Genomic DNA, 20042 nt, shown 5'->3' with positions numbered 1-20042 from the left:
AGAGCAGGAGTTTATATGTCTTCCACCGAAGCAACAAATAAAGCACCAGCCGTACCCGAAAAAAGCAGCGTGAAATCGCTGAAAGAGGAACCTGTATTACAGGTGGAGCGTCGTGATTTTGTCGATCTGGTACCGGAAAAAAGACCGCGCGTGCAATCATTACGCGGCTTTGATGACTGCTATACCGATATTGTCGATTATATCGTTCGCTGCACCCATAAAATATGGGACGAGCGCGATGTCGGCTTAATTTATTCTCACTATACCCATAACTGCGTGCTGTATAACGCGCTGGGGACACTCTATAACCGCGAACAGGTGGTGCAGGATACGCTGCAACGCTTAATTGCCTTCCCGGAACGGCGCGGAATGGCAACCCAGGTTATCTGGAACGGAAATGATGTTGACGGTTTTTATACCTCTCACCTGGTGACGGGAAGCGGGCGGCATACACAGTACAGCCATTTAGGCAAACCGACGAACCGTACGTTTGTGACGCGTACCGTGGCGGATTGCATGATCCACGAGAATAAAATTTATCGGGAGTGGGTAGTCAGCGACAATATGTCACTGATGAAACAGCTTGGCCTGAATACCGATCAAATCGCATTTAATATGGCAAAGGAGCAGTTCGATAAAGGCTTCCGCGTGATGGACATCGGCGAAAACGGCCGCATGCTGGGGCAATATCCGCCGGAGATGGAGTGCGATGTTTCCATTGCGCACACCGATACGGAGGAGCAGTGCCTGCGCTGGCTGCATGAGATCTACAACCGCCGGATGTTTGGCAAGATCAAAGAAGTGTATGCGCCTAACGTACAGTGGCACGGTCCGCTGATGAAAGAGCTGTACGGCACCGCGGCGGTAACCCATCAGACGCTGGCGCTGGTGGGGATGATCCCTGACGGCGCGTGGCTGCCGCAGCATATTTGTTCCAACCCGTGCGATGAAGGCGGCGTCAAAGTGGCCGTACGCTGGATTATCGAAGGACATCACCTGGGTTACGGCGAACTCGGCAAGCCGACCGGAGAACGACTGTTCGTGATGGGCATGTCGCACTACCACATCGTCAACGGAAAAATTGTTGATGAGTGGGTGGTTTATGACCATCTGGCGCTGCTGGCGCAGATCAAACTCGGCCAGATGGAGGACGCGTAAATGTTAAATCAGGTGAGCTGGATTAAGCGCCCGCAGGGGCAGGATGCGCAGGCCGATCGTTCCCTGACGGAGAAGGTCAGCGCCATTATCGAGCGCGTGAAAACCGAGGGCGATACGGCGCTAAGAGCCTTTTCGCAGCAGTTTGATCATGTCGTACCGGCGCAGTTTGAGGTGAGCGAGCAGGAGATTGCCGAAGCACTGGAGGGGATGGATGCCCAGACGCGCCGCGACAGTGAGTTTGCCATTAATCAGGTGCGTCGTTTTGCGCAGGCGCAGCTGGCGACCATGCTGCCGCTGGAGGTAGAGACGCTGCCTGGCGTGCATCTCGGTCACCGGATCATCCCGGTGCAGACGGTGGGCTGCTACGTGCCGGGCGGACGGTATCCGATTCTCTCCGCACCCGTGATGTCGATTGTTCCTGCGACGGTGGCGGGCTGTGAACAGATTATCGCCTGTCTGCCCCCGGGCGCGCATCCGGCGATGATTGCCGTTTGCCATCTGGCGGGCGCGCACCGCATTTTCAAAGTTGGCGGCGCGCAGGCCATTGCGGCTATGGCCTGGGGAACGGAGAGTATTCCGTCAGTGGACAAAATCGTTGGGCCAGGCAACGCCTTCGTTAACGAAGCGAAACGCCAGGTGTTTGGTCGAGTCGGCATTGATGCCCTCGCCGGGCCGAGCGAGATTTTTACTATCGCCGACGACAGCGCCGATCCGCGCATTCTGGCCGCCGATATGCTGGCGCAGGCAGAGCACGATATTCATACCCGCGTCGGGCTGGCGACAACCAGCCGGGATATCGCTGAGCGTACCCTGGCGGAGGTTGAGCGTCAGCTTGCGACTCTGCCAACGGCCGCCACGGCGGGCGAGGCGTGGCGTCGGCAGGGTGAGATTGTGCTCTGCGAAGATGAAGCGCAGCTGATTGCGTTTGCTGACCATATGGCGACGGAGCATTTGCAGGTGCATACCCGCGATCCGCACGCGACGGCAGCGAAGATCCGCAACTATGGCTCGCTGTTTATTGGTCAGAACGCCAGCGTGGTGTTCTCCGATAAATGCTGCGGTACCAACCATACGTTACCGACGATGGCGGCGGCACGCTATACCGGCGGTCTGTGGGTAGGGGCATACGTCAAAATCTGTACCCATCAGTGGATTGACGAGCAGGGTATCCCGGCAATCGCAGAACCGGCGATCCGCCAGAGCCGTACCGAGGGGATGCAGGGGCACCGACGGGCGGCGGAAATTCGTCTGCGTCCGCAGGACATTGATGCCATTACTACCGGCATGCGGGACTAAAACGTATCCCGGGCAGCCTTCTGCCCGGTTTTCAGCACGGGGAGCCTGAGACTATGAAGCGCCTGATACCGCCAGACGACTGTCCGGAGGAAATTGCCCGCCGTCTCGACGTCATACAGCAGCACCGGGCGCTCAACGCGATCCTCGGGGTTAACCCTGACGCCATGTCTCAGGCGGAACAGCATCAGCAGCAGCGTCGGCGTGGAGAGCCGATCGGCCCCCTGCACGGCGTGCCGCTGATCGTCAAAGATAATATTGCCTGCGCGCCGATGCCGATCACCCTTGGCTGCCGTGCGCTGGCCTCACTTAACGCGACAGCGGATGCTCGGGTCGTGCAGCGATTGCGCAGAGCGGGGGCGATTATTCTTGCCAGGGCCAATATGTCCGAGTTCGCGTTCGATGTGCGCTCGCGTAGCTCGCTGGGGGGTGATGTGGCGAATCCACTTTGCCCGACACTCACCGCCGGAGGTTCCAGCGGAGGATGCGCCGCGGCGGTGGCGGCTGGAATGGCGGATGGCGCATTGGGTACCGATACCGGCGGCTCTATCCGCATTCCCTGTAGCTATACCGGGCTGGTGGGGCTACGGCCTGCCTTTCGCCGTTCACAGCTGGACGGCGTGGCGCCGCTCTCACCCAGCAAAGATACCGTTGGGCCAATGGTACATAGCGTTGAGGATGCCGCCTTGCTGCATGCGGTGATCCATGGCCTGCCGCCGGTTGCGCTTCCTGTGCGTTCGCTGAAAGGCGTTCGCTTTGGCGTGGTGACCGCGTTACAGGGAGAGGATGAGGTACAGCTGGAGGTCTGGCAGTCGGCGCTGCACACGTTGCGCCGTGCCGGAGCGACGCTGGTGGAGGTTTCACTCCCCTTCCTTGAAGAGGTGAGGCAGGCCACCTGCCTCAGTCTGTATGAATTTCGCGTGGCGATTGACGACTGGCTTAGCAAACAGCCTGGCGCTCCCTCCGGACTGACAAGCATTGTGGACTCCGGCGCTTTCCTGCCAGAGTTTGCGCCGTTTCTACGTCAGATGCTGGCGAGTAACACGCTGAAAACCCCGCTCTGGCTGGCGGGGCGTCGCTTTCAGCGCCTGTTGCGGCAGAACCTTTGCCAGGGGGCGGAGGTGCAGCGCATCGACGGATTTGTGTATCCCACCGTACAACGATTACCAGAAAGTATGGCGAAGATGCCGCCAGGCTGCGCGCCGGAACTGGCCGCCATCAGCGGCCTGCCTGCCATTACGTTGCCCTGTGGCGTAAGCCGTATCGGGCTGCCGGTAGGGATGGAGATGTTATCGGCGCAGGAGGATGAGACGATGCTGATGACGCTGGCGCTGGCATGTGAGGGGGCGCTGGGCGGGATAAATGAGGTGCTGAGGTTTAAGGCAGGATATCGCCAGAGCGGTACCGTTTGTCAGAACCTCTCTTAAGGCGCCGATGGCCCCTTGCCGCGATACCTTATTGTGATTTCATTTTTCAGTATTGTCAGCGGCGGCGTCATTTCGCCGCGCGCTACCGACTGATACTCAAAGCGAAAGGGGCCCGCGGCCGGGAAACCCGCTGGCAACGGGATTTCGCCCGCCAGTTCCCTGAGCATCAGACAGCGCAGGTTGTTACAGACGCGAATGCGAAAGCCCGGCGGCGTGGGGCCGTCCGGTGTAATCTTCCACAGCAGATGCGTCGGCGTAACCCCTTTCGGAAGGGGCGCGGCGGGCTGAACTGGACGACTTTTCAGTACCTGCTTGCCGCGCGACAGCGTGCCGCCAAAACTATGGCTGCTCCATGAACCGTCCGCAGCAAACGCCGGTGGCGCAAGCAGCAGAACAAGCAAGGCGGCTCTTATCACGATTTACCTCCAATGAGATACGTCATTCTCACGTTGCGCTGAGTGTTTATCTCCTGGCTGGAGAGCACTGCAAGCTGAGGGAAGATGCGACGAAGATAGCGGGACAGCATCAAACGCAGCGCCGGGTTCACCAGCAGAACCGGCGGCGCACCCAGCGCTTCCTGATGCTGCAACGCCTGCTCGGTCTGTTTCATTAAATTCTCGGCAATTCCCGGCTCGATAGCGCTTCCGCTCTGGGTTGCCTGTACCAGCAACTGCTCAAGTGACATATCAAGGCCGATTATTTGGATATCGTCGTCGCCAGGGAACCACTGCTGCGTAATCGCCCGGGAGAGGCGAGCGCGCACGCGGGCCGTCAGCTCGTCAGCGTCAGACTGAGGAGTGGCATACTCAGCCAGCGTGTCGATGATGGTCCGCATATCGCGGATCGGCACGCGCTCGGAGAGCAGATTTTGCAGTACTTTGTGCAGCGTGGTCAGGCTGATTACCCCGGGGATCAAATCCTCTATCAGCTTCGGCGACTGTTTGGTGAGCTGGTCAAGCAGCTGCTGCGCCTCCTGGCGACCGAAAAGTTCGTCCGTGTGGGTGCTGATAAGGTGGTTCAGGTGCGTAGCGACGACGGAACATGGATCGACTACGGTATAGCCCAGCGTCTGCGCCAGCTCGCGATGGACTTCATCGATCCATAGAGCGGGAAGTCCAAAGGTTGGTTCTTTACAGGGCGTACCGGGCACTTCTCCCTCTGCACAGCCTGGATCGATCGCCATCCAGCGATCGGGCTGGACCTCGCCTTTACCAATCGTCACCCCTTTTAGCAGAATACGATAGTGAGTCGGCGGCAGGTCGAGATTATCGCGAATATGAACTGCTGGCGGCAGAAAGCCCATCTGCTGCGCGAACTTCTTACGAATACCCCGTACGCGGGTTAACAGCTGGCCCTGCTGTTCATGATCGACCATAGGGATCAGTCGATAGCCAACCTCCAGCCCCAGTACATCTTCCATCTGTACGTCAGACCATGTCGCTTCATTAACCTGCGCCACGTCAGCTTCAGCTCGGGTAGGGGCGGAGGGGGCGGCGCCCGTTTTTTTCGCCTTACCTTCCTGGCCCCGCAGCCACCATGCAATGCCTAAAAGTGAGGAGGTAAAGAGTAAAAAGACCAGATTGGGCATGCCTGGGATTAGCCCCAGCAAACCAGTTACGGCCGCAGAGAGGGCAAGCACGCGAGGCGAGGTAAACAGCTGGCCGACCATCTGCTCGCCTACGTCCTGCTCGTTGACCACACGCGTTACAACGACACCTGCCGCGGTGGAGATCACAAGACCAGGGATCTGCGCAACCAGGCCGTCACCGATGGTCAACAGCGTGTAGGCTTCTCCCGCTGCGCTGAGGGTCATATCATGCTGCATTACGCCGATAATCAGGCCACCGATAATGTTTATTGCCATGATCAGCAGGCCTGCGATGGCATCGCCACGCACAAATTTGCTCGCACCGTCCATGGAGCCGTAAAAATCTGCCTCCTGAGTCACCTCTTTTCGACGGCGTTTGGCCTCCTCCTCGCCGATCAGACCGGCGTTCAGGTCGGCATCGATTGCCATTTGTTTACCGGGCATACCGTCAAGGGTAAAGCGGGCACCCACTTCTGCAATACGCCCGGCCCCCTTGGTGATGACCATAAAGTTTATAATTATCAATATGATAAAGACGACAATGCCGATGGCAAAGTTGCCGCCTACCAGGAAGTGGCCGAACGCCTCGATAACCTGGCCCGCGGCGTCAGCGCCGTTATGGCCGTGCATCAGGATAACGCGCGTTGAGGCGACGTTTAGCGCCAGGCGAAGCAGCGTTGAGAAGAGCAGTACCGTCGGGAAGGCGGAAAACTCCAGCGTATTCTGGGTAAACATGGCGACCAGAAGGATCATGATCGCCAGTACAATATTAAAGGTAAACAGCAAGTCCAACACGAAGGTTGGCAGCGGCAGGATCATCATCGCAAGGATCGTCATGATCAGGACTGGACCGGCCAGTACCTGCCACTGGGTCTCCTTGATGCCGGGCAAACGTAATTTGGTGGCGATATTAGCCATTACTCTTTACTCTCTTGTGCAAAATCGAGCGCCGGGGGAACCGGCAAATCTTTAGGTTCTGTTGGGCGCAAGCCAAAGCCTTTACGCCACCGGCGCAGGCTATATACCCAGGCCAGGACTTCGGCAACAGCGTTATATAATTCACCGGGCACCGGCTGACCCGGCTCGCAGTGCCGGTAAAGCGCACGCGCCAGCGGTGGCGCTTCCAGCATCGGAACCCGATTTTCTTCAGCCATCTCGCGGATGCGCAGGGCAATAAGTCCACTGCCGCTTGCGACGACGATCGGTGCGCCCATGGTGCCTTCCTGATACTTCAGCGCCACGGAATAGTGGGTCGGGTTGTTGACGACCACATCGGCGGTGGGCACCTCGGCCATCATGCGGCTTTGTGCCATCTGGCGCTGAATCTGCCTGACGCGACCCTTAATGTGCGGGTCACCTTCCTGGTTTTTAAATTCATCCTTTATCTCCTGGCGGCTCATTCTCAGCTTCTTAAAGTTGCTCCAGAGCTGATAAATCACGTCGAAGGCCACCATGGGGATCAGTGACAAAATCACGTACAGCATGCAGCCAATCAGCAGGTTGCTGATGTCGTTTAGCGCGCCGCCCAACGGTTCATACATTAGATTGATGAACCTGCTTTTATTGAGCAGTAAAAACAGTCCTCCCCCCGTGGCGGCCAACAGCACCTTGAGGATGCTTTTGATCATCTCTGATACCATTTGGGCAGAGAAAAGACGCTTGATACCGGTGACGGGATTAAGTTTTTTAAGATTAACCTTTAGCGCCTTACTGCTTGCGTTCAGGCCGCCGATAATCGACGGTGCCGTTATTGCGGTCACGTACAGCCCGCCGGCGAAGGGCAGAATGGCGAGAAAAGCCATGCTCAACAGCGAGGCTGCACGATGTAACATATTCTGCGGGTCGCGGATCAGCAGTCGATCAAAGGTCAGCCCGTTGTGCAGAATAGATTCAAGCTGCGTCGCCAGATGGCTACCTGCGCCGACGATAAGCCCCCAGCCCACCAGAAGCATGGCAAGGGTGGTCAGCTCGCGCGAACGCGGAACCTGACCTTCCTCCCGCGCTTTCTGTTTTCGGTGGGGTGTGGGGTCTTCTGTTTTGTCGCTCTCGCTCTCTTCAGACATAGTGTTGGCCTGGGGTCATCAAAAGCCCAGCGACTCCAGCAGGTCATCCACCTGTTCCTGAGAGGCGACAATCCCGGCGACGCTGGTATCAATCTGCGGGCCGTTCTTGAGATGGGCGTCACCGCTCTGTTCGATACCCGCGTCACGTTCGCGCATGTTTTCAACCAGCACGCTGATCAGCTCGGTTTCGACGGTCTGAATCACCTGCATCAGGCTTTGTAGCACCTGGCCGGTGAGATCCTGGAAGTCTTGCGCCATCATTATTTCGGTGAGCTGTTGGTTGGTTTGCTGAGCGGTGGCCGGCACGTCCAGCAGAAAGGTACGTGTCTCTTTCACCAGTTCTCGCGCCTCGTCAAGCGGCTGTGGCTCTTCAAACCAGGCGTCCCACCGTTCAGTAAGCTTACCGGCATTTTCACCTAATCTTTCCTGGAGCGGTCGTGCCACCTCGACGGCCGTCAGCGCGCGATCGGCGGCCTGAGACGTTTTGCCAACAACGTAGTTGAGACGGTCACGCGTGTTGGGGAACGCGTCCGCGACTTCTTTAATGGCCTGCTCCAGGCCAAGATTTGCCATACTGTCGCGCAGCAGCCGGGTTAATTGACCGATACGCAAAAAGAGATCCTTTGGCGGTTCCGCGATCTCGCCAGGCTGAGTGGTCATAGTATTCACCCGAGTTTTTCAAAAATTTTGCCAAGCTTTTCTTCCAGCGTGGCGGCAGTAAACGGTTTAACGATGTAACCGTTGGCACCCGCCTGCGCGGCGGCGATAATGTTTTCGCGCTTTGCTTCCGCAGTAACCATCAGTACCGGCAGCTTTGACATCGCCGGGTCGAGGCGAATGGTTTTCAGCAGCTCAAGGCCATCAAGGTTGGGCATATTCCAGTCGCTCACAACGAAATCAAACTCACCGGCGCGCAGCTTGTTCAGCGCGTCCTGGCCATCTTCCGCCTCTTCAATATTTGAATAGCCCAGATCCTGAAGCAGGTTACGTACGATACGTCTCATGGTGGCAAAATCGTCCACCACCAAAAAACGCAGGTTTTTATCCGACATGTGTGTTCTCTCCTGAACGTCGTGGTTTATGGCTGAAACTTTCCAGCAGACGCTGGCTAATTTTATTGAGATCGACGATTTCTCGGGCAGCGCCAAGGGCAATCGCTTCGCGAGGCATACCGAACACCACGCAGCTCGCTTCGCTCTGAGCGAGGGTAAACGCCCCCGACTCCCGCAACGCCAGCAACCCACGTGCGCCGTCGGCTCCCATTCCGGTAAGGATGGCGGCGCTGGCATGTGCGCCCACCAGCTGTGCAACGGAGTTAAAGAGAACGTCTACAGACGGGCGATGACGGTTGACGGGGGGCGCGTCGGTCAGCCTGACGGCGTACCCTTTTCCGTGACGGACGATCTCCATATGCTTATCGCCGGGGGCGATCAATGCCGTACCCGGAAGTACCGGTTCGCCGTCATCCGCTTCATGCACCTTTATCTGGCAAAGTGAATCAAGACGCTGGGCGAAGGAGCGGGTAAATCCAGCAGGCATATGCTGGGCGATGACGATACCGGGGACGCTGGCTGGCAGCGGCGTTAATACCTGGCGCAGCGCCTCCGTCCCGCCGGTCGAGGAGCCAATCGCCACAATGCTTTGTGGATCCACGGTAATGCCCCGCAGTATCGGCGAGGCCACTTCAGCCTGACGTCCCAGTTTTGCCTTCGCGGCAATGCGGATCTTCTCTGCGACCTGCACACCCCACAGTTCCAGATTTCCGGCGATACGCTGATCGGGTTTGGCCAGAAAATCGACGGCGCCGTGTTCCAGCGCGGCCATTGTCGCCTTCGAGCCTCGGGTGGTCATCGAGGAGATCATCACCACCGGCATTGGACGAAGGCGCATCAAACGGGAGAGAAACTCCAGCCCATCCATTTTCGGCATGTCGATATCCAGCGTCAGCACGTCGGGGTTCAACTGCTTAATCATCTCGCGTGCGATCAGCGGGTCTGGCGCGGTGCCGACCATCTCCATATCTGGCTGTTGATTGATCACTGCGCTCAGGATGTTGCGCATGAGCGCAGAATCATCAACTGTCAGCACCCGTATCCGTTTCACCGTAAGGCCTCCGTAAGTTCATACACCGACTGGCCGCGAAGCCTGAGTGGAATGTGCGGATGATTAAAATGTTCAGAGTGACCAACAAACAGCAGGCCGTCTGGCTTCAGCATGCGGGCAAAGCGCTCAAGCAGACGCTTCTGCGTCGGCGCATCGAAATAGATCATCACGTTGCGGCAAAAGATGGCGTCAAACGGTCCGGGCAGCGGCCAGCTGTTGTCCAGCAAGTTGAGCCGCTGATAGTGAATAGCGGCCAGCAGTTCTGGCTTTACCTTCACCCGATCGCTGTTCTCACCCGAGCCGCGCAAAAAATAGTGGCGTTTTTGCACCAGGGTCAGCGAGTGTAGGTCGGACATGCGGTATACCCCTGCCTCCGCTTTGGCCAGCACCTCGGTATCGATGTCAGAGGCCCAGACGCGTGGCCCTCCCGTCGCGCTCCCCAGAGTCTCGTCCAGCGTCATGGCGATGGAGCAAGGTTCTTCCCCGGTGGAAGCGGCGGTACACCAGACGCGGTAGCCGTTGGGCCGCTGACGGGCGTGTTCTGCGAGCACCGGGAAGTGGTAGGTTTCGCGAAAGAAAGAGGTCAGATTGGTTGTCAGCGCGTTGACAAAGTTCTGCCATTCCGGATGCTCGCTGTGGGATTCCAGAATGCTGATGTACTCAAGAAATGTGTCAATCCCCAGCGCCCGTAGCCGCCGTGATAAACGATTAAAAATCATCTCTCGTTTTTGTGCGTTGACTACAATCCCGGCGCGGCGATAGATCAGTTGCCCAATACGCTGTAATTCAGAATCGGATAACGTAAGCTTATTTGGCGATAAGCGCACGGGAATGTCTTTAAATTCACTCATAGACAGGGCGAGGCCTTATACCGGGGTATTCATGATTTCCTGGTAGGCACTGAGCATTTTATTGCGCGCTTGCACGCCGAAGCTAAAAGAAATTGAGGACTTCTGCATTGCTAGCATTACGTCATTTAATCCAATATCGCTACTGCCAGACATCCACTGCTGCGTCATTTCTTTCGCGTTAACCTGAGTTTCATTAATTTCATTGATACTATTGAATAAAATGTCAGAGAACGACGGCGTGTTTTTCAGCGCGGCAGGCTGGTTTCGGCTCATGCCGGCTATTTGCTGTGACTGAGTGTTAATTTGATCGAGTACGCCACGCATTAAAGTTGCTGACATTGTTGACTTCCTGAATTAATAAGGGAAAAGCACACATTTATTACATATCTTTTAAACGTTGATAGTTTAACACGTAGGCAAAATGGCCATAAAATCCAATAAGCGAACATTACTTTAAGCTTATTTATCCTTAAAAAATCGGCCTTTCAGACGATAATGCCCGCCTGAAAATTTCTCTTAATTTGAAATCGTCGTTATCAGCCCTGCGATATCACAGGCGCTGACGCGCATTATTGTGCGTGCTATTTCTTACAGGATCACGGCATGAGTGCCACATTAAATGATTTAACGAATAATCCGGCTGACCGAATTAAATCGGCTCTGTCATGGCTTCGCGCCAGCCCGAAGCTATCGCTGGTCATTTGCGCCGCGGCTGCCGTATCGGTATTAATTGCGCTTATGTTCTGGGCAAAAGAGCCAGGCTATCGCGTGTTGTTTAGCAATATCAGTGATGAAGACGGTGGGGCCATTGTTGCCCAGCTGTCGCAGATGAATGTCCCTTACCGCATCGACGCGCCGGGTGGCGCTATTCTGGTTCCTGAAGGGCAGGTCCATGAAGTGCGTATGAAGCTGGCCCAACAGGGGTTGCCAAAAGGCGGCTCCGTAGGGTTTGAACTGCTGGATAAGGAAAAGTTTGGTATTAGCCAGTTTAGCGAACAGGTTAATTATCAGCGGGCGCTTGAGGGAGAGCTGGCGCGTACTATTGAAAACCTGGGGCCGATCAGATCGGCGCGCGTTCATCTTGCCACACCCAAGCAGACGATGTTTGTGCGTGAGCAAAAACAGCCGACGGCTTCCGTTACCGTCAACCTGATTCAGGGGCGTACCCTGGATGAAGGACAGGTCATTGCCATTACCCATCTGATTTCCAGCGCCGTGACGGGGCTGACGGCAGAAAATGTCACTATCGTCGATCAGCGGGGTGAGCTGCTCACCCAAAGTGGTTTGCGCGGCCTGCAAACGTCACAGCTGAAGTACACCAGTGAGATCGAAAGTGATTACCAGCAGCGCATCCAGCGAATCCTGGCGCCGCTGGTGGGCAGCAAAAATATTCGCGCCCAGGTCACGGCACAGATTGATTTTACCCAGCAGGAGCAGACGCAGGAGCAGTATCAGCCCAACGCCGATCCGCAAAAAATGGTGATTCGAAGCCGCCAGACGAGCCAGTCCGAGCAGGGTAATGGACGCGGCAATGGCGGCGTACCGGGCGCGCTGACGAATCAGCCGCCAGCGCCTGCCACTGCGCCACTTACGCAGCCGCTTGACAAGCCTGCCGCTCAAACCAGTACCGCTGGTACCGGAAATGACCGTTCACAGCCCTACAACAATCACAACGATGAGACCACCAATTTTGAGGTCGATCGCACGCTAACCCACATTAAAAATGCCATGGGGCGCATCGATCGTCTTTCAGTCGCGGTGGTGATAAACCATCTGCCGCAAGGCGCTGAGGGCAAGCCGGGTCCGCTGAGTGAGGCTGAACTGAACCGTATTAATGCTCTGGTTAAAGAGGCTGTCGGCTATACGGCCTCACGCGGCGATAGCGTCAATATTTTGAACTCGCCGTTTAACGGGGTTGAGGAAGAGGAACTCCCGCCATTCTGGAAACAGGATAAGTTTTATCAGTTGATGATGGCGATTGCGCGTTATCTGGTTATTGCGATTATCGCCTGGGTTATGTGGCGTAAGCTTGTTCATCCGGCCTGGATCCGCCATCAGGAAACCAGCCTGCGCCGCATGGAAATGGAAAAAGAGGCGCGTCAGGGCTGGCGGAGTCTGAATAAATTTCCCAACCTATTAAAAGTAAGAGATTTTTTCGTATTCAACTTTCAGTTGTGTACCTAAGCGTGTACCAATTTTCTCACTGTAGCAGTGTTGTATCTCGTATAAACAGGGAACTAAATATGCTGTTAATCATGGGGCAGCATCATTAGGAGGGTATACATTGACCGATGTACTTACACGATGAAACTCTAGTATGTTGCCAGTATGGTGACCAGGGATAGCTTCAAACACCCCAAGAAATCGGTACAGTGTCCTGTTCAACTCATCACGAGAATGTGCCATAACAATTCGTTTATCCCAGCGTTCTGTGTATCCCTCATCATCTTTTATATTCCGCTCTATGATTTTGTTACCATCATCAGTCAATTCATTTCCCCAATCTGAATTTCCATATAGTTTTGGAAACCAAACCATGCATTTTCCTGATAGACCCATTGCTTCACTTATGTGAGAAGGAATGCTCCAACCGCCAGACTGATGATGTCCTTTGTTGTAACCGAAACAGTTCAAAGCATCCCGGTGGTATCTGAAGACGGCATCTGGACCTACAGATATCCTTCCTGCCTTAAGATGTGGACGAGCTGTATATTTATTATCATAATCCCATTCTTTGAATTTTTTATCTTTAATCATTCTATTTTTACGATTGCGTATCAACTCAATAAATTCATTGATATAACGATCGAAAATTTCAAGACTTATTTCGCTGGCGGGAATTCTTTTCTCTAAAAATCCTGTAGCTTCAGTAATATCCATACGACGTTTCGCATCATCTATTTGTGATTGCTCACTGTTGTGATGCCCTTCATCAATTTCAAGATAAAGTTCCAGTTGTGGGAAAAATAAATCTGCCAAATAGATTTTTCCATTTTCTTTTCTGACACATTGCTGGCAGACAAATTCAATGTCGGGATCATTTAAAAGATGATAAATGCGAGTTACTGCATAATGTTCCCATCGTTTTTTTGAGGTTTTCGTAAGTGAACGTAGGATGTAATCAGTTTTATCCATTTATATGCCTTCCTTCTTTGTTCTTCATGTAATGTGCTTTTTCTTATGGCGATAGTGTTACCTATCGCCATAAGATGCGTTAGTATTTTTTTAATCTAACTGTTTATACTGTTAACTTCGACGATTTTCTATTTTATATCATGTGGTTAAGCGGTGGTGAGTTGGTGAGGAGTGAAAAGTCGAATCTTCCCCTTTGTGATTTTTGCTCGTTCTGGATCTGCCCGGTCAGGCGATGTGGTGGGGGGATAAAAAGTTTTTTTAGGTTTTACTGTTCACACTGTTCACCTCTGGTTTTTTATTAATAATTTCATGATGATACAGGGTGAAGATACGGTGAAGGGTGAACAGTGGATTGTTCACCTTGTGGCAATGGCCAGAAAGGAAAAGACCGGCTGTAGCCGGTCTGGAGTGGGTTATGTCGCTGCGGGTTCGTCGCATTTCGGCAGCCAGTCGCCGTAGCTTTCCTCTTTCAGCGACAGGTTGGTCTGTATCCCCTGCTTTGTGTGCCGCTTTTCATAATTCAGGCCGTACTCTTTCAGCATCATGGGCAGTCCCAGCCCGAACATTTTCAGGCTGAGCACGTTTCTGTACCCGTTGGCCTCCATATAGGCCAGATACGCGTGATAGAGATACTTACGGTAATTACGCGGGACGATACTGGCATTACCTATAAACATCCCGCTGGTCTGCGGCAGCATTTCCAGATAACCGCAAAAATCAAACGTCGGGTCAGCATCGCGCTTGATATTGAGTGCCTCGTCGGAGTTCTGCTGCGACTGGAGCAGTGCGCGGGCGGTCATCGGGTCGCTGAATTTCTGCATAAGCTGGCGCACGATAACGGCCAGCTCGCGCGCAATTTTATCCCTGAGCTGCGGGTCGCGTTCCTCCGGGGCAATCTGCTCCGGGAAATGAATAATCACCCGGCGACGGGATACACCGCCGCTGCGGTCGGTGAAGCGCATCGGGTTGTTGTTCACGGCCAGAATCACCGCCGGAATATGCGTTGAATATGGATTCTGGTATTTCGGGTCAACCGAGACCGCATCGCCGCCGGTGATGGCCTTGAGTCCTGCCCCGTCACCGCTCCATTTTTCCTGGTCTGGCAGACGGATAAGCGAGAAGCCAATCAGGGATGCACGCTTGCGCGGGTCTTCCAGTGTGTCGATATCGGCTGACGTGGCGTTATCTTCCCCGGCGAGCAGGGTCGCGATTTCAGCCAGAATACTTTTGCCGCTCCCGCCGGGACCGGTGACTTCGAGAAAGAGCTGCCAGTCGTAGCGGTTCGCCAGCACCATAAACAGCGCAGCGAGTATCACGTCGCGCTTTTGTGGATTTTTACCGGCCGCCCGGTCGAGCCAGCGCCAGAAGTTCGGCGCGTGAGTGTCCAGCATTTCGCCTTCCACCGGCGGGGTAAAATCCACGTCGCACAGCGTGCGCAGCCAGTGCGATTTATGATGTGGACTGAATATGCCGCTTTGGGTATCGAGCACCCCGTTGCGAAAGCCAATCAGACGCCGTGCCGGTGCGGCCTGCTGCGGAATAATCAGTTTCAGGGTCTCCACCACCGAGGCAATTTTCCCGGATGAGAACGGGGCGCGTAAGCGCTGGAATAAATCAGCCACATTTCGTGAGAAAGTGGCGGCCGGGATATTTTTCCAGATGCCGTTTTCATAGCGGGACAGGAGCTGGCCGTTCGCATCCACCGCCAGCGCTTCGCCGTAATGCTCATGGACCCGCAAAGCCTTGTCGCTGGCGCTCATGGCGGTAAATTCTGCCTCGCTCATGGTGTCGAACGGACTTTGCGCCGGTGGCCGGATGGCGTCATAAATGGCTTTGCGCGTGGCTTCCTCGCCGTACTGTATAAATGCATCATTCCAGTCACCGAACACCGGCGGCAGGGCAACAATGCCCTCACACACTCCAGCGGCTGCTGTGGCTTTGCTCTGGCCGTCGCCGTTCAGGTCACGGTCGGCGGCGAGGACAATCTTACAGGCCGGGGATTTCTGACGGGAAAGGCTCGCCAGAGAAAGGAGGTTCACGGAGGACAGCGCCACCATGACGGTTTCCCCGGTCAGGTGATGCACGGTGAGCGCGGTTGCATAGCCCTCCGCAATCCACAGGCGTTTGCCTGCCTGTTTTTTCCCTTCGATGACATGACGAGCCCCTTTAACCTGACCGCCTTTCAGGGTGCGTTTGAGACCGTCAGAACTGATAAGCTGAAGGTTAACCAGTGCGCCGGTATCGTCATACAGCGGGACAACCACATCCCCGGCGCGGAACGTCACGCCGCCGGTTTTATGCATGACCGTCAGTACCGGACATTCCCGGTCGGGGAAGCCCTTGCGGGTCAGGTAGGCGTTGCCGCTGGCAGGTCGGGTGTTCTCCATGAGCCTGACGGCCAGTGCGGCCGCCGCTTTACGGTCAGCTTCGGTTTCAGCCTCTGCTGTCGCAATCACTTCGGGGGCAACCGGTGGCAGGTTGCCGGTCACGGCATCCACCTTTCCGGCGGCCTCTGATGCGGTCATACCGAACACTTTCTCTACCAGCTTAAGACCGTCACCCGCACCGCACTGGTTACAGAACCATGTGCCACGCCCCTCTTTATCGTCAAAGCGGAAGCGGTCATAGCCGCCGCACACCGGACAGGCCTGATGGCGGTTTTTAATGACCTTCACACCCAGCGCCGGGAGAATGCGCGGCCAGTGGCCGCACGCCTGTTTTACGGTCTCTGTTACGTTCATTTTCATCGTTATTTTCTCCCTCAGTGCACAACAGGTGATTGCATGTGACGGGCGCAGAGTTCATCCATCACGGCCAGCCCGAGGAAGGACAGTGACGGCGCGGCTTTGAGTGGTCCGGCTTCCATTAAATCTTCCAGCAGTGCACAGGCAATCTGGCGGCCTTTTTCCTCGCCGTGCTGGCGCAGGTAGAAGCCCTCCAGCTCGGCGGCAATGGCGCTTTCCAGCGCGTCAAGGGTGAGGTGCGGATAGCGGTGCTGGCGTTCGCACAGGGTCAGCCATGCACAGGCCACGGCGCGCCGATATAGCGCGGCGTGTAATACGGGCGGTAATGGCTTTTTCATACGTTGCCCTCCCCGGTCAGCCAGCGCTGATTGCAGCGCTCTACCACGCCGTCGAGCTGGGCGGTCATAAGGTAAATCACGGAGGTGAGCTGTGACTGCTGCGCAGGGTCACGACGAACGGTGGCGCAGTCCTGCACCTGCATCAGCTCATTGACGAGCTGGCCGACGTTGCGCATATGCTCCAGACATTCGAGGTCACGGGCGGTAATGGTGGTGTGTCTCATGCACGCACCTCCGCAACCGGCAGGCGACCAGCGAACGACAGAACGTAGTCGCGAACGAGCGACAGGCGTGCGGCGTGTTCATCACCGGCAACGGTGCGGAGCATACAGATACGGGGTTTACGGTCTGCACGACGAACGGCGGCAAACACAAAGACAAACTGCGGGTACGATGGGGTGAGGGTAGTAGCCATGATGGCAGCCTCCTTGAAGTAGTTTGAAAAACTACCACCGGAAACGCCAATTTCACTGGTGGCAGCCCGAACGGGGTTGGCGTAACCGGCCTTCAAGGAAACCGGCCAGCCCGAAGGCTGCCCCGCCCGGACTACCATTATCAGAAAAGGACTCGGGTGCACGAATAAACACCACAGCCCTGAAAATGGGTGTGCCTGAGCAACGACATAAAAAAACACGCATGGCGCGTGTCGTGTCGCCTTGAAGTTATTCGGAACGCCAATTCCGGCTGCCGATTTTGCGACAGCGGGAAAACTATACCTGGAAACGACGACAGGAAGCAAGCCAGAAAAAGGGGCTGAATGCTGAACGGTCATCATCATGCGTCATAGCCCCGGTTGCGTTCGGCAATGCGATCTGCCATCCATGCGGTGATTTCAGACTGCGCCCACGCCACATTTTTTCCACCGAGGGAGATTTGTTTCGGGAAGGCTTCCCGGCTGATGAGGTCATAAATGGTCGACCGGGACAGGCCACACAGATGCATCACTTCGGGCAGGCGGATAAAGCGCTCCTGAACGGCATCAGAAACCGTCATCAGTGGTGCGGCAGGGGCAGAAGACGGGGAAGAAAAAGCAGTGTACATCGGGCTACCTCATAAAGTCCATACAGTGCCGGGCGTGTCCGTCCGGCCTCGGGTAGCTCTCTATTCTGTGAATATTTTCCCTCAGGGCAACAAGTCATTTTGCAGTACTTCACCACACAGCAGACTGTTTTTTATACAGCGACAATCTCTGACAATGTTCTGGTATATCGTGGGTATCCTTTGGCACATTCTGGCACATCCATACATAACCAAAAGTGGTTAATGGCTTATTTTTTATTAATAAAAAATATATACACCTCCAGGAGAGTTCAGAAGATGGGTGAACAGTGGCGAACAGACGGTGAACAGTCAGACCCTCAACTGTTCACCCTTTATCTTACTGTATTACTTATATTTTTATTTAAGGTGAACAGTGGTGAATAGTTATAAGTAAAAAAACAAACGGTGAGTAAGGTTTTGCTGAGACCTTTCTCTGGCCAGCCGGGTTTTAAGTGTTGTTTGTGCCAGAACTGCCACAACTGCAATGAATCGAGATGTTGTGTGATGAAGGGCAGAATCATTTCAGGTTGAATAAACGGAGAGCCTGAACATGAAACCCGAAACAGTCATTACCGCCCTGCAAGACGTTGCCGCCAAGCAGTACGCAGAGAACAGCCAGCACGTCACCGACAAGCTGAGCGCATTCACTGCGGCCAGAGACACCCACGCGGCCAGCATGCAGGCGCTGAAAGAGATTGATACGTCCATTGAACGCTGTAAGCAGGAGCGGCAGACAGCCCTCGATGAGAGCGCTGAGGCGGAGCAGGACTGGCGCAGCCGCTTTCGCACCCTGCGCGGCAGTCTCACGCCTGAAATGAAAGCTGAGCACAGCAGGCGTATCGCCTGTCGCGAGCTGGCCGACGAGTTTACCGGCCTGATTGCGGAGCTGGAGACTGACCGGACACGCGCCATGCTGAATGCCTGCTCCACCGGCAATAAATACCTTTCAGCGCATGAAGATGCCTTTACCGCTTACGCCGGTGCGGAATGGGCTCAGGCTGTCAATGCGGTTCCTGTCACCCTCATCCGCGCTTTCCTGCTGCGCATTCGTGCCCTCGAAATGAAGGGAGAAAGCGCCCCGCAGTCCGTGGCCACTGGCGAGCTGCGCGATGCGCTGAGTCGTCAGGGCAGCCTGTATCACTTCGATATGACGCAGGAGCCGGTGTTGTCCGTGACGGGCATGCACCGGCCGCAGATTACTGACGTTGATACGGAGCTGTTACGCAGCCCTGCGAAGAGAATGATGCTTGCCAGAAAGCTGGCTGAAAATGGCGAGACAGAAGCGGAGGGGTAAGCATGTTTCACTGCCCGTTCTGCAAAACCAGCGCGCATTCCCGCACCAGTCGCTATCTGTCCGATAACGTCAAACAGCGCTATCACCAGTGCATGAACATCGAGTGCTCGGCCACGTTCCGCACGCTTGAATCCATCGACGGGGTTATTCGTTCACCGGTGACAGAGCCGGTTATCCCGCTACCCGCACCGGCGGCCACCGTTAACCGTGCCGGTGCGTAAGCACGGCCAGTCATCAGGAGAAACATACGTGACCACACTGACGCTACAGAAAGCCTTTGAGGCCTGTCAGGCAAATAAATCCGCCTGGCTGCAACGCCGGGAAGAACTGACGCAGGCCGAACAGGCATACCGCGAACAGCTTGCCGGCAGCGGCCACAGCGGCCGGAGCCTGCAAACGCTGCGTGAGTTTATCGACGTGAAAAAATGGGAAATTAATCAGGCTGCCGGTCGCTACATCCGCTCGCATGAGGAGGTGCAGCGCATCAGCATCCGCGACCGATTAAATGATTTTATGCAGGTGCACGGCGCGGAGCTGGCCGCCGCCCTTGCCCCGGAGCTGATGAATTATTCCGGGCAACACTCCGCCGTTCAGCGCTGTGCCATGCAGCACTCACTCGACTGTCTGCGTGAGGCGCTACAGCTCTGGCTGTCAGCCGGTGAAAAAATTAATTATCCGGCGCAGGATTATGACATTTTAAAGGCCATCGGATTCAGGCCTGACGCGGCTTCGCGCGATGATAATCGTGAAAAATTCACGCCTGCACAGAACCTGAATTACACCCGCCGTCGCGCAGAACTGTCCGTGCAGTAGTCCGCTTAAAAATGCCCCGAAAATCCCGCCATTTTTACGTATAAAAGCCATGCATGCATAAGGTGCATGGTTTTGCATGCGCTTTACCGACACTGAATTCCCCGCCAGCGCCAGCACTGGCGCGCCCTGAGGCCGGTCATGCACCTGCATTAAAAGCGCCCCCTTAAGCGGGCAGGCGGGGCGGGGAGAGCATT

The 20042-nt window shown here is 55.4% G+C and carries 21 protein-coding genes; 7 read left to right on the top strand and 14 right to left on the bottom strand.

What is annotated here, in order from left to right; genetic code table 11:
* The first annotated feature begins 15 nt into the window (after window positions 1-15).
* From KTH07_RS15155 to KTH07_RS15145, 3 genes are read left to right on the top strand one after another with little or no spacing between them, the layout of a single operon-like run.
* Window positions 16-1158 carry an ester cyclase gene (locus KTH07_RS15155; protein ID WP_033487538.1) on the top strand — a complete coding sequence of 381 codons (1143 nt, stop codon included), beginning with the start codon at window positions 16-18 and terminating at the stop codon, window positions 1156-1158.
* The gene (gene hisD / locus KTH07_RS15150; RefSeq protein WP_017692810.1) at window positions 1159-2454 is read left to right on the top strand and encodes a histidinol dehydrogenase; all 1296 of its coding nucleotides are present in this window, start codon (window positions 1159-1161) and stop codon (window positions 2452-2454) included.
* A 53-nt stretch (window positions 2455-2507) separates the two neighbouring features.
* Window positions 2508-3878: an amidase gene (locus KTH07_RS15145; protein WP_063162147.1), complete on the top strand. Its 1371-nt coding sequence runs from the start codon at window positions 2508-2510 to the stop codon at window positions 3876-3878.
* Here the strand turns inward: KTH07_RS15145 and KTH07_RS15140 are convergent.
* Genes KTH07_RS15140 through fliE form a run of 8 tightly spaced genes read right to left on the bottom strand, consistent with a single transcriptional unit; the run spans window position 3875 to window position 10822 of the window.
* A complete protein-coding gene (locus KTH07_RS15140) occupies window positions 3875-4294 on the bottom strand; it encodes a flagellar protein FlhE (protein ID WP_023304283.1) in 420 nt (139 codons plus the stop codon). The two genes, KTH07_RS15145 and KTH07_RS15140, sit on opposite strands and share 4 nt — an antisense overlap.
* Window positions 4291-6384: a flagellar biosynthesis protein FlhA gene (gene flhA, locus KTH07_RS15135; RefSeq protein WP_063162148.1), complete on the bottom strand. Its 2094-nt coding sequence runs from the start codon at window positions 6382-6384 to the stop codon at window positions 4291-4293. The genes KTH07_RS15140 and flhA overlap by 4 nt, the downstream gene beginning before the upstream one ends.
* Window positions 6384-7529: a flagellar biosynthesis protein FlhB gene (gene flhB, locus KTH07_RS15130; protein ID WP_015571625.1), complete on the bottom strand. Its 1146-nt coding sequence runs from the start codon at window positions 7527-7529 to the stop codon at window positions 6384-6386. Before flhB ends, flhA begins: the two co-directional genes overlap by 1 nt.
* A gap of 18 nt (window positions 7530-7547) precedes the next feature.
* Window positions 7548-8189 (bottom strand): protein phosphatase CheZ, encoded by a 642-nt coding sequence (cheZ, locus tag KTH07_RS15125; RefSeq protein ID WP_015571624.1) that lies wholly within the window; start codon window positions 8187-8189, stop codon window positions 7548-7550.
* Window positions 8190-8194: 5 nt separating this feature from the next.
* The gene (cheY, locus tag KTH07_RS15120; protein WP_015571623.1) at window positions 8195-8581 is read right to left on the bottom strand and encodes a chemotaxis response regulator CheY; all 387 of its coding nucleotides are present in this window, start codon (window positions 8579-8581) and stop codon (window positions 8195-8197) included.
* Window positions 8571-9632, bottom strand: a complete 1062-nt coding sequence (locus KTH07_RS15115) for a chemotaxis response regulator protein-glutamate methylesterase (RefSeq protein WP_023295295.1) — start codon at window positions 9630-9632, stop codon at window positions 8571-8573. Before KTH07_RS15115 ends, cheY begins: the two co-directional genes overlap by 11 nt.
* On the bottom strand, window positions 9629-10483 hold the full coding sequence (locus KTH07_RS15110) for a CheR family methyltransferase (protein WP_015571622.1): 855 nt from the start codon (window positions 10481-10483) through the stop codon (window positions 9629-9631). Before KTH07_RS15110 ends, KTH07_RS15115 begins: the two co-directional genes overlap by 4 nt.
* A gap of 15 nt (window positions 10484-10498) precedes the next feature.
* Window positions 10499-10822: a flagellar hook-basal body complex protein FliE gene (gene fliE / locus KTH07_RS15105; RefSeq protein ID WP_020480519.1), complete on the bottom strand. Its 324-nt coding sequence runs from the start codon at window positions 10820-10822 to the stop codon at window positions 10499-10501.
* A 264-nt stretch (window positions 10823-11086) separates the two neighbouring features.
* On the opposite strand from fliE, the gene fliF reads away from it, so the two are divergent.
* The gene (fliF, locus tag KTH07_RS15100) at window positions 11087-12667 is read left to right on the top strand and encodes a flagellar basal-body MS-ring/collar protein FliF (RefSeq protein WP_253146097.1); all 1581 of its coding nucleotides are present in this window, start codon (window positions 11087-11089) and stop codon (window positions 12665-12667) included.
* Between the two features lie 69 nt (window positions 12668-12736).
* Here fliF and KTH07_RS15095 read toward each other — a convergent pair whose 3' ends face one another.
* The 6 genes from KTH07_RS15095 to KTH07_RS15070 all read right to left on the bottom strand — a co-directional run bounded on the left by KTH07_RS15095 (window position 12737) and on the right by KTH07_RS15070 (window position 17741).
* Window positions 12737-13618: an AbaSI family restriction endonuclease gene (locus KTH07_RS15095; RefSeq protein ID WP_045344984.1), complete on the bottom strand. Its 882-nt coding sequence runs from the start codon at window positions 13616-13618 to the stop codon at window positions 12737-12739.
* 413 nt (window positions 13619-14031) lie between these two features.
* Entirely contained in the window at window positions 14032-16365 is a 2334-nt protein-coding gene (locus KTH07_RS15090) for a primase-helicase zinc-binding domain-containing protein (RefSeq protein WP_217310790.1), read from the bottom strand.
* Between the two features lie 14 nt (window positions 16366-16379).
* Entirely contained in the window at window positions 16380-16700 is a 321-nt protein-coding gene (locus KTH07_RS15085) for a DUF5375 domain-containing protein (RefSeq protein ID WP_087924339.1), read from the bottom strand.
* Window positions 16697-16924 (bottom strand): hypothetical protein, encoded by a 228-nt coding sequence (locus KTH07_RS15080; RefSeq protein WP_017692848.1) that lies wholly within the window; start codon window positions 16922-16924, stop codon window positions 16697-16699. Before KTH07_RS15080 ends, KTH07_RS15085 begins: the two co-directional genes overlap by 4 nt.
* The gene (locus KTH07_RS15075) at window positions 16921-17478 is read right to left on the bottom strand and encodes a host cell division inhibitor Icd-like protein (protein ID WP_059353804.1); all 558 of its coding nucleotides are present in this window, start codon (window positions 17476-17478) and stop codon (window positions 16921-16923) included. Before KTH07_RS15075 ends, KTH07_RS15080 begins: the two co-directional genes overlap by 4 nt.
* Window positions 17475-17741, bottom strand: a complete 267-nt coding sequence (locus KTH07_RS15070) for an AlpA family transcriptional regulator (protein WP_217310786.1) — start codon at window positions 17739-17741, stop codon at window positions 17475-17477. Before KTH07_RS15070 ends, KTH07_RS15075 begins: the two co-directional genes overlap by 4 nt.
* A 550-nt stretch (window positions 17742-18291) precedes the next feature.
* Between KTH07_RS15070 and KTH07_RS15065 the strand changes: the two genes are divergently transcribed.
* The 3 genes from KTH07_RS15065 to KTH07_RS15055 are packed head-to-tail and all read left to right on the top strand — an operon-like array spanning window position 18292 to window position 19848.
* Window positions 18292-19035: a capsid protein gene (locus tag KTH07_RS15065; protein ID WP_206227632.1), complete on the top strand. Its 744-nt coding sequence runs from the start codon at window positions 18292-18294 to the stop codon at window positions 19033-19035.
* Between the two features lie 2 nt (window positions 19036-19037).
* On the top strand, window positions 19038-19256 hold the full coding sequence (locus KTH07_RS15060; protein ID WP_023323621.1) for an ogr/Delta-like zinc finger family protein: 219 nt from the start codon (window positions 19038-19040) through the stop codon (window positions 19254-19256).
* Between the two features lie 28 nt (window positions 19257-19284).
* Window positions 19285-19848 carry a phage polarity suppression protein gene (locus KTH07_RS15055; protein ID WP_206227633.1) on the top strand — a complete coding sequence of 188 codons (564 nt, stop codon included), beginning with the start codon at window positions 19285-19287 and terminating at the stop codon, window positions 19846-19848.
* Window positions 19849-20042 lie beyond the last annotated feature (194 nt).

It is taken from the genome of Enterobacter cloacae complex sp. ECL72 (assembly GCF_019056635.1).
Lineage (GTDB): Bacteria > Pseudomonadota > Gammaproteobacteria > Enterobacterales > Enterobacteriaceae > Enterobacter > Enterobacter hormaechei_C.
The sequence above is the reverse complement of the archived record's forward strand: the minus strand, read 5'-3'. Positions and strand labels throughout refer to the sequence as shown.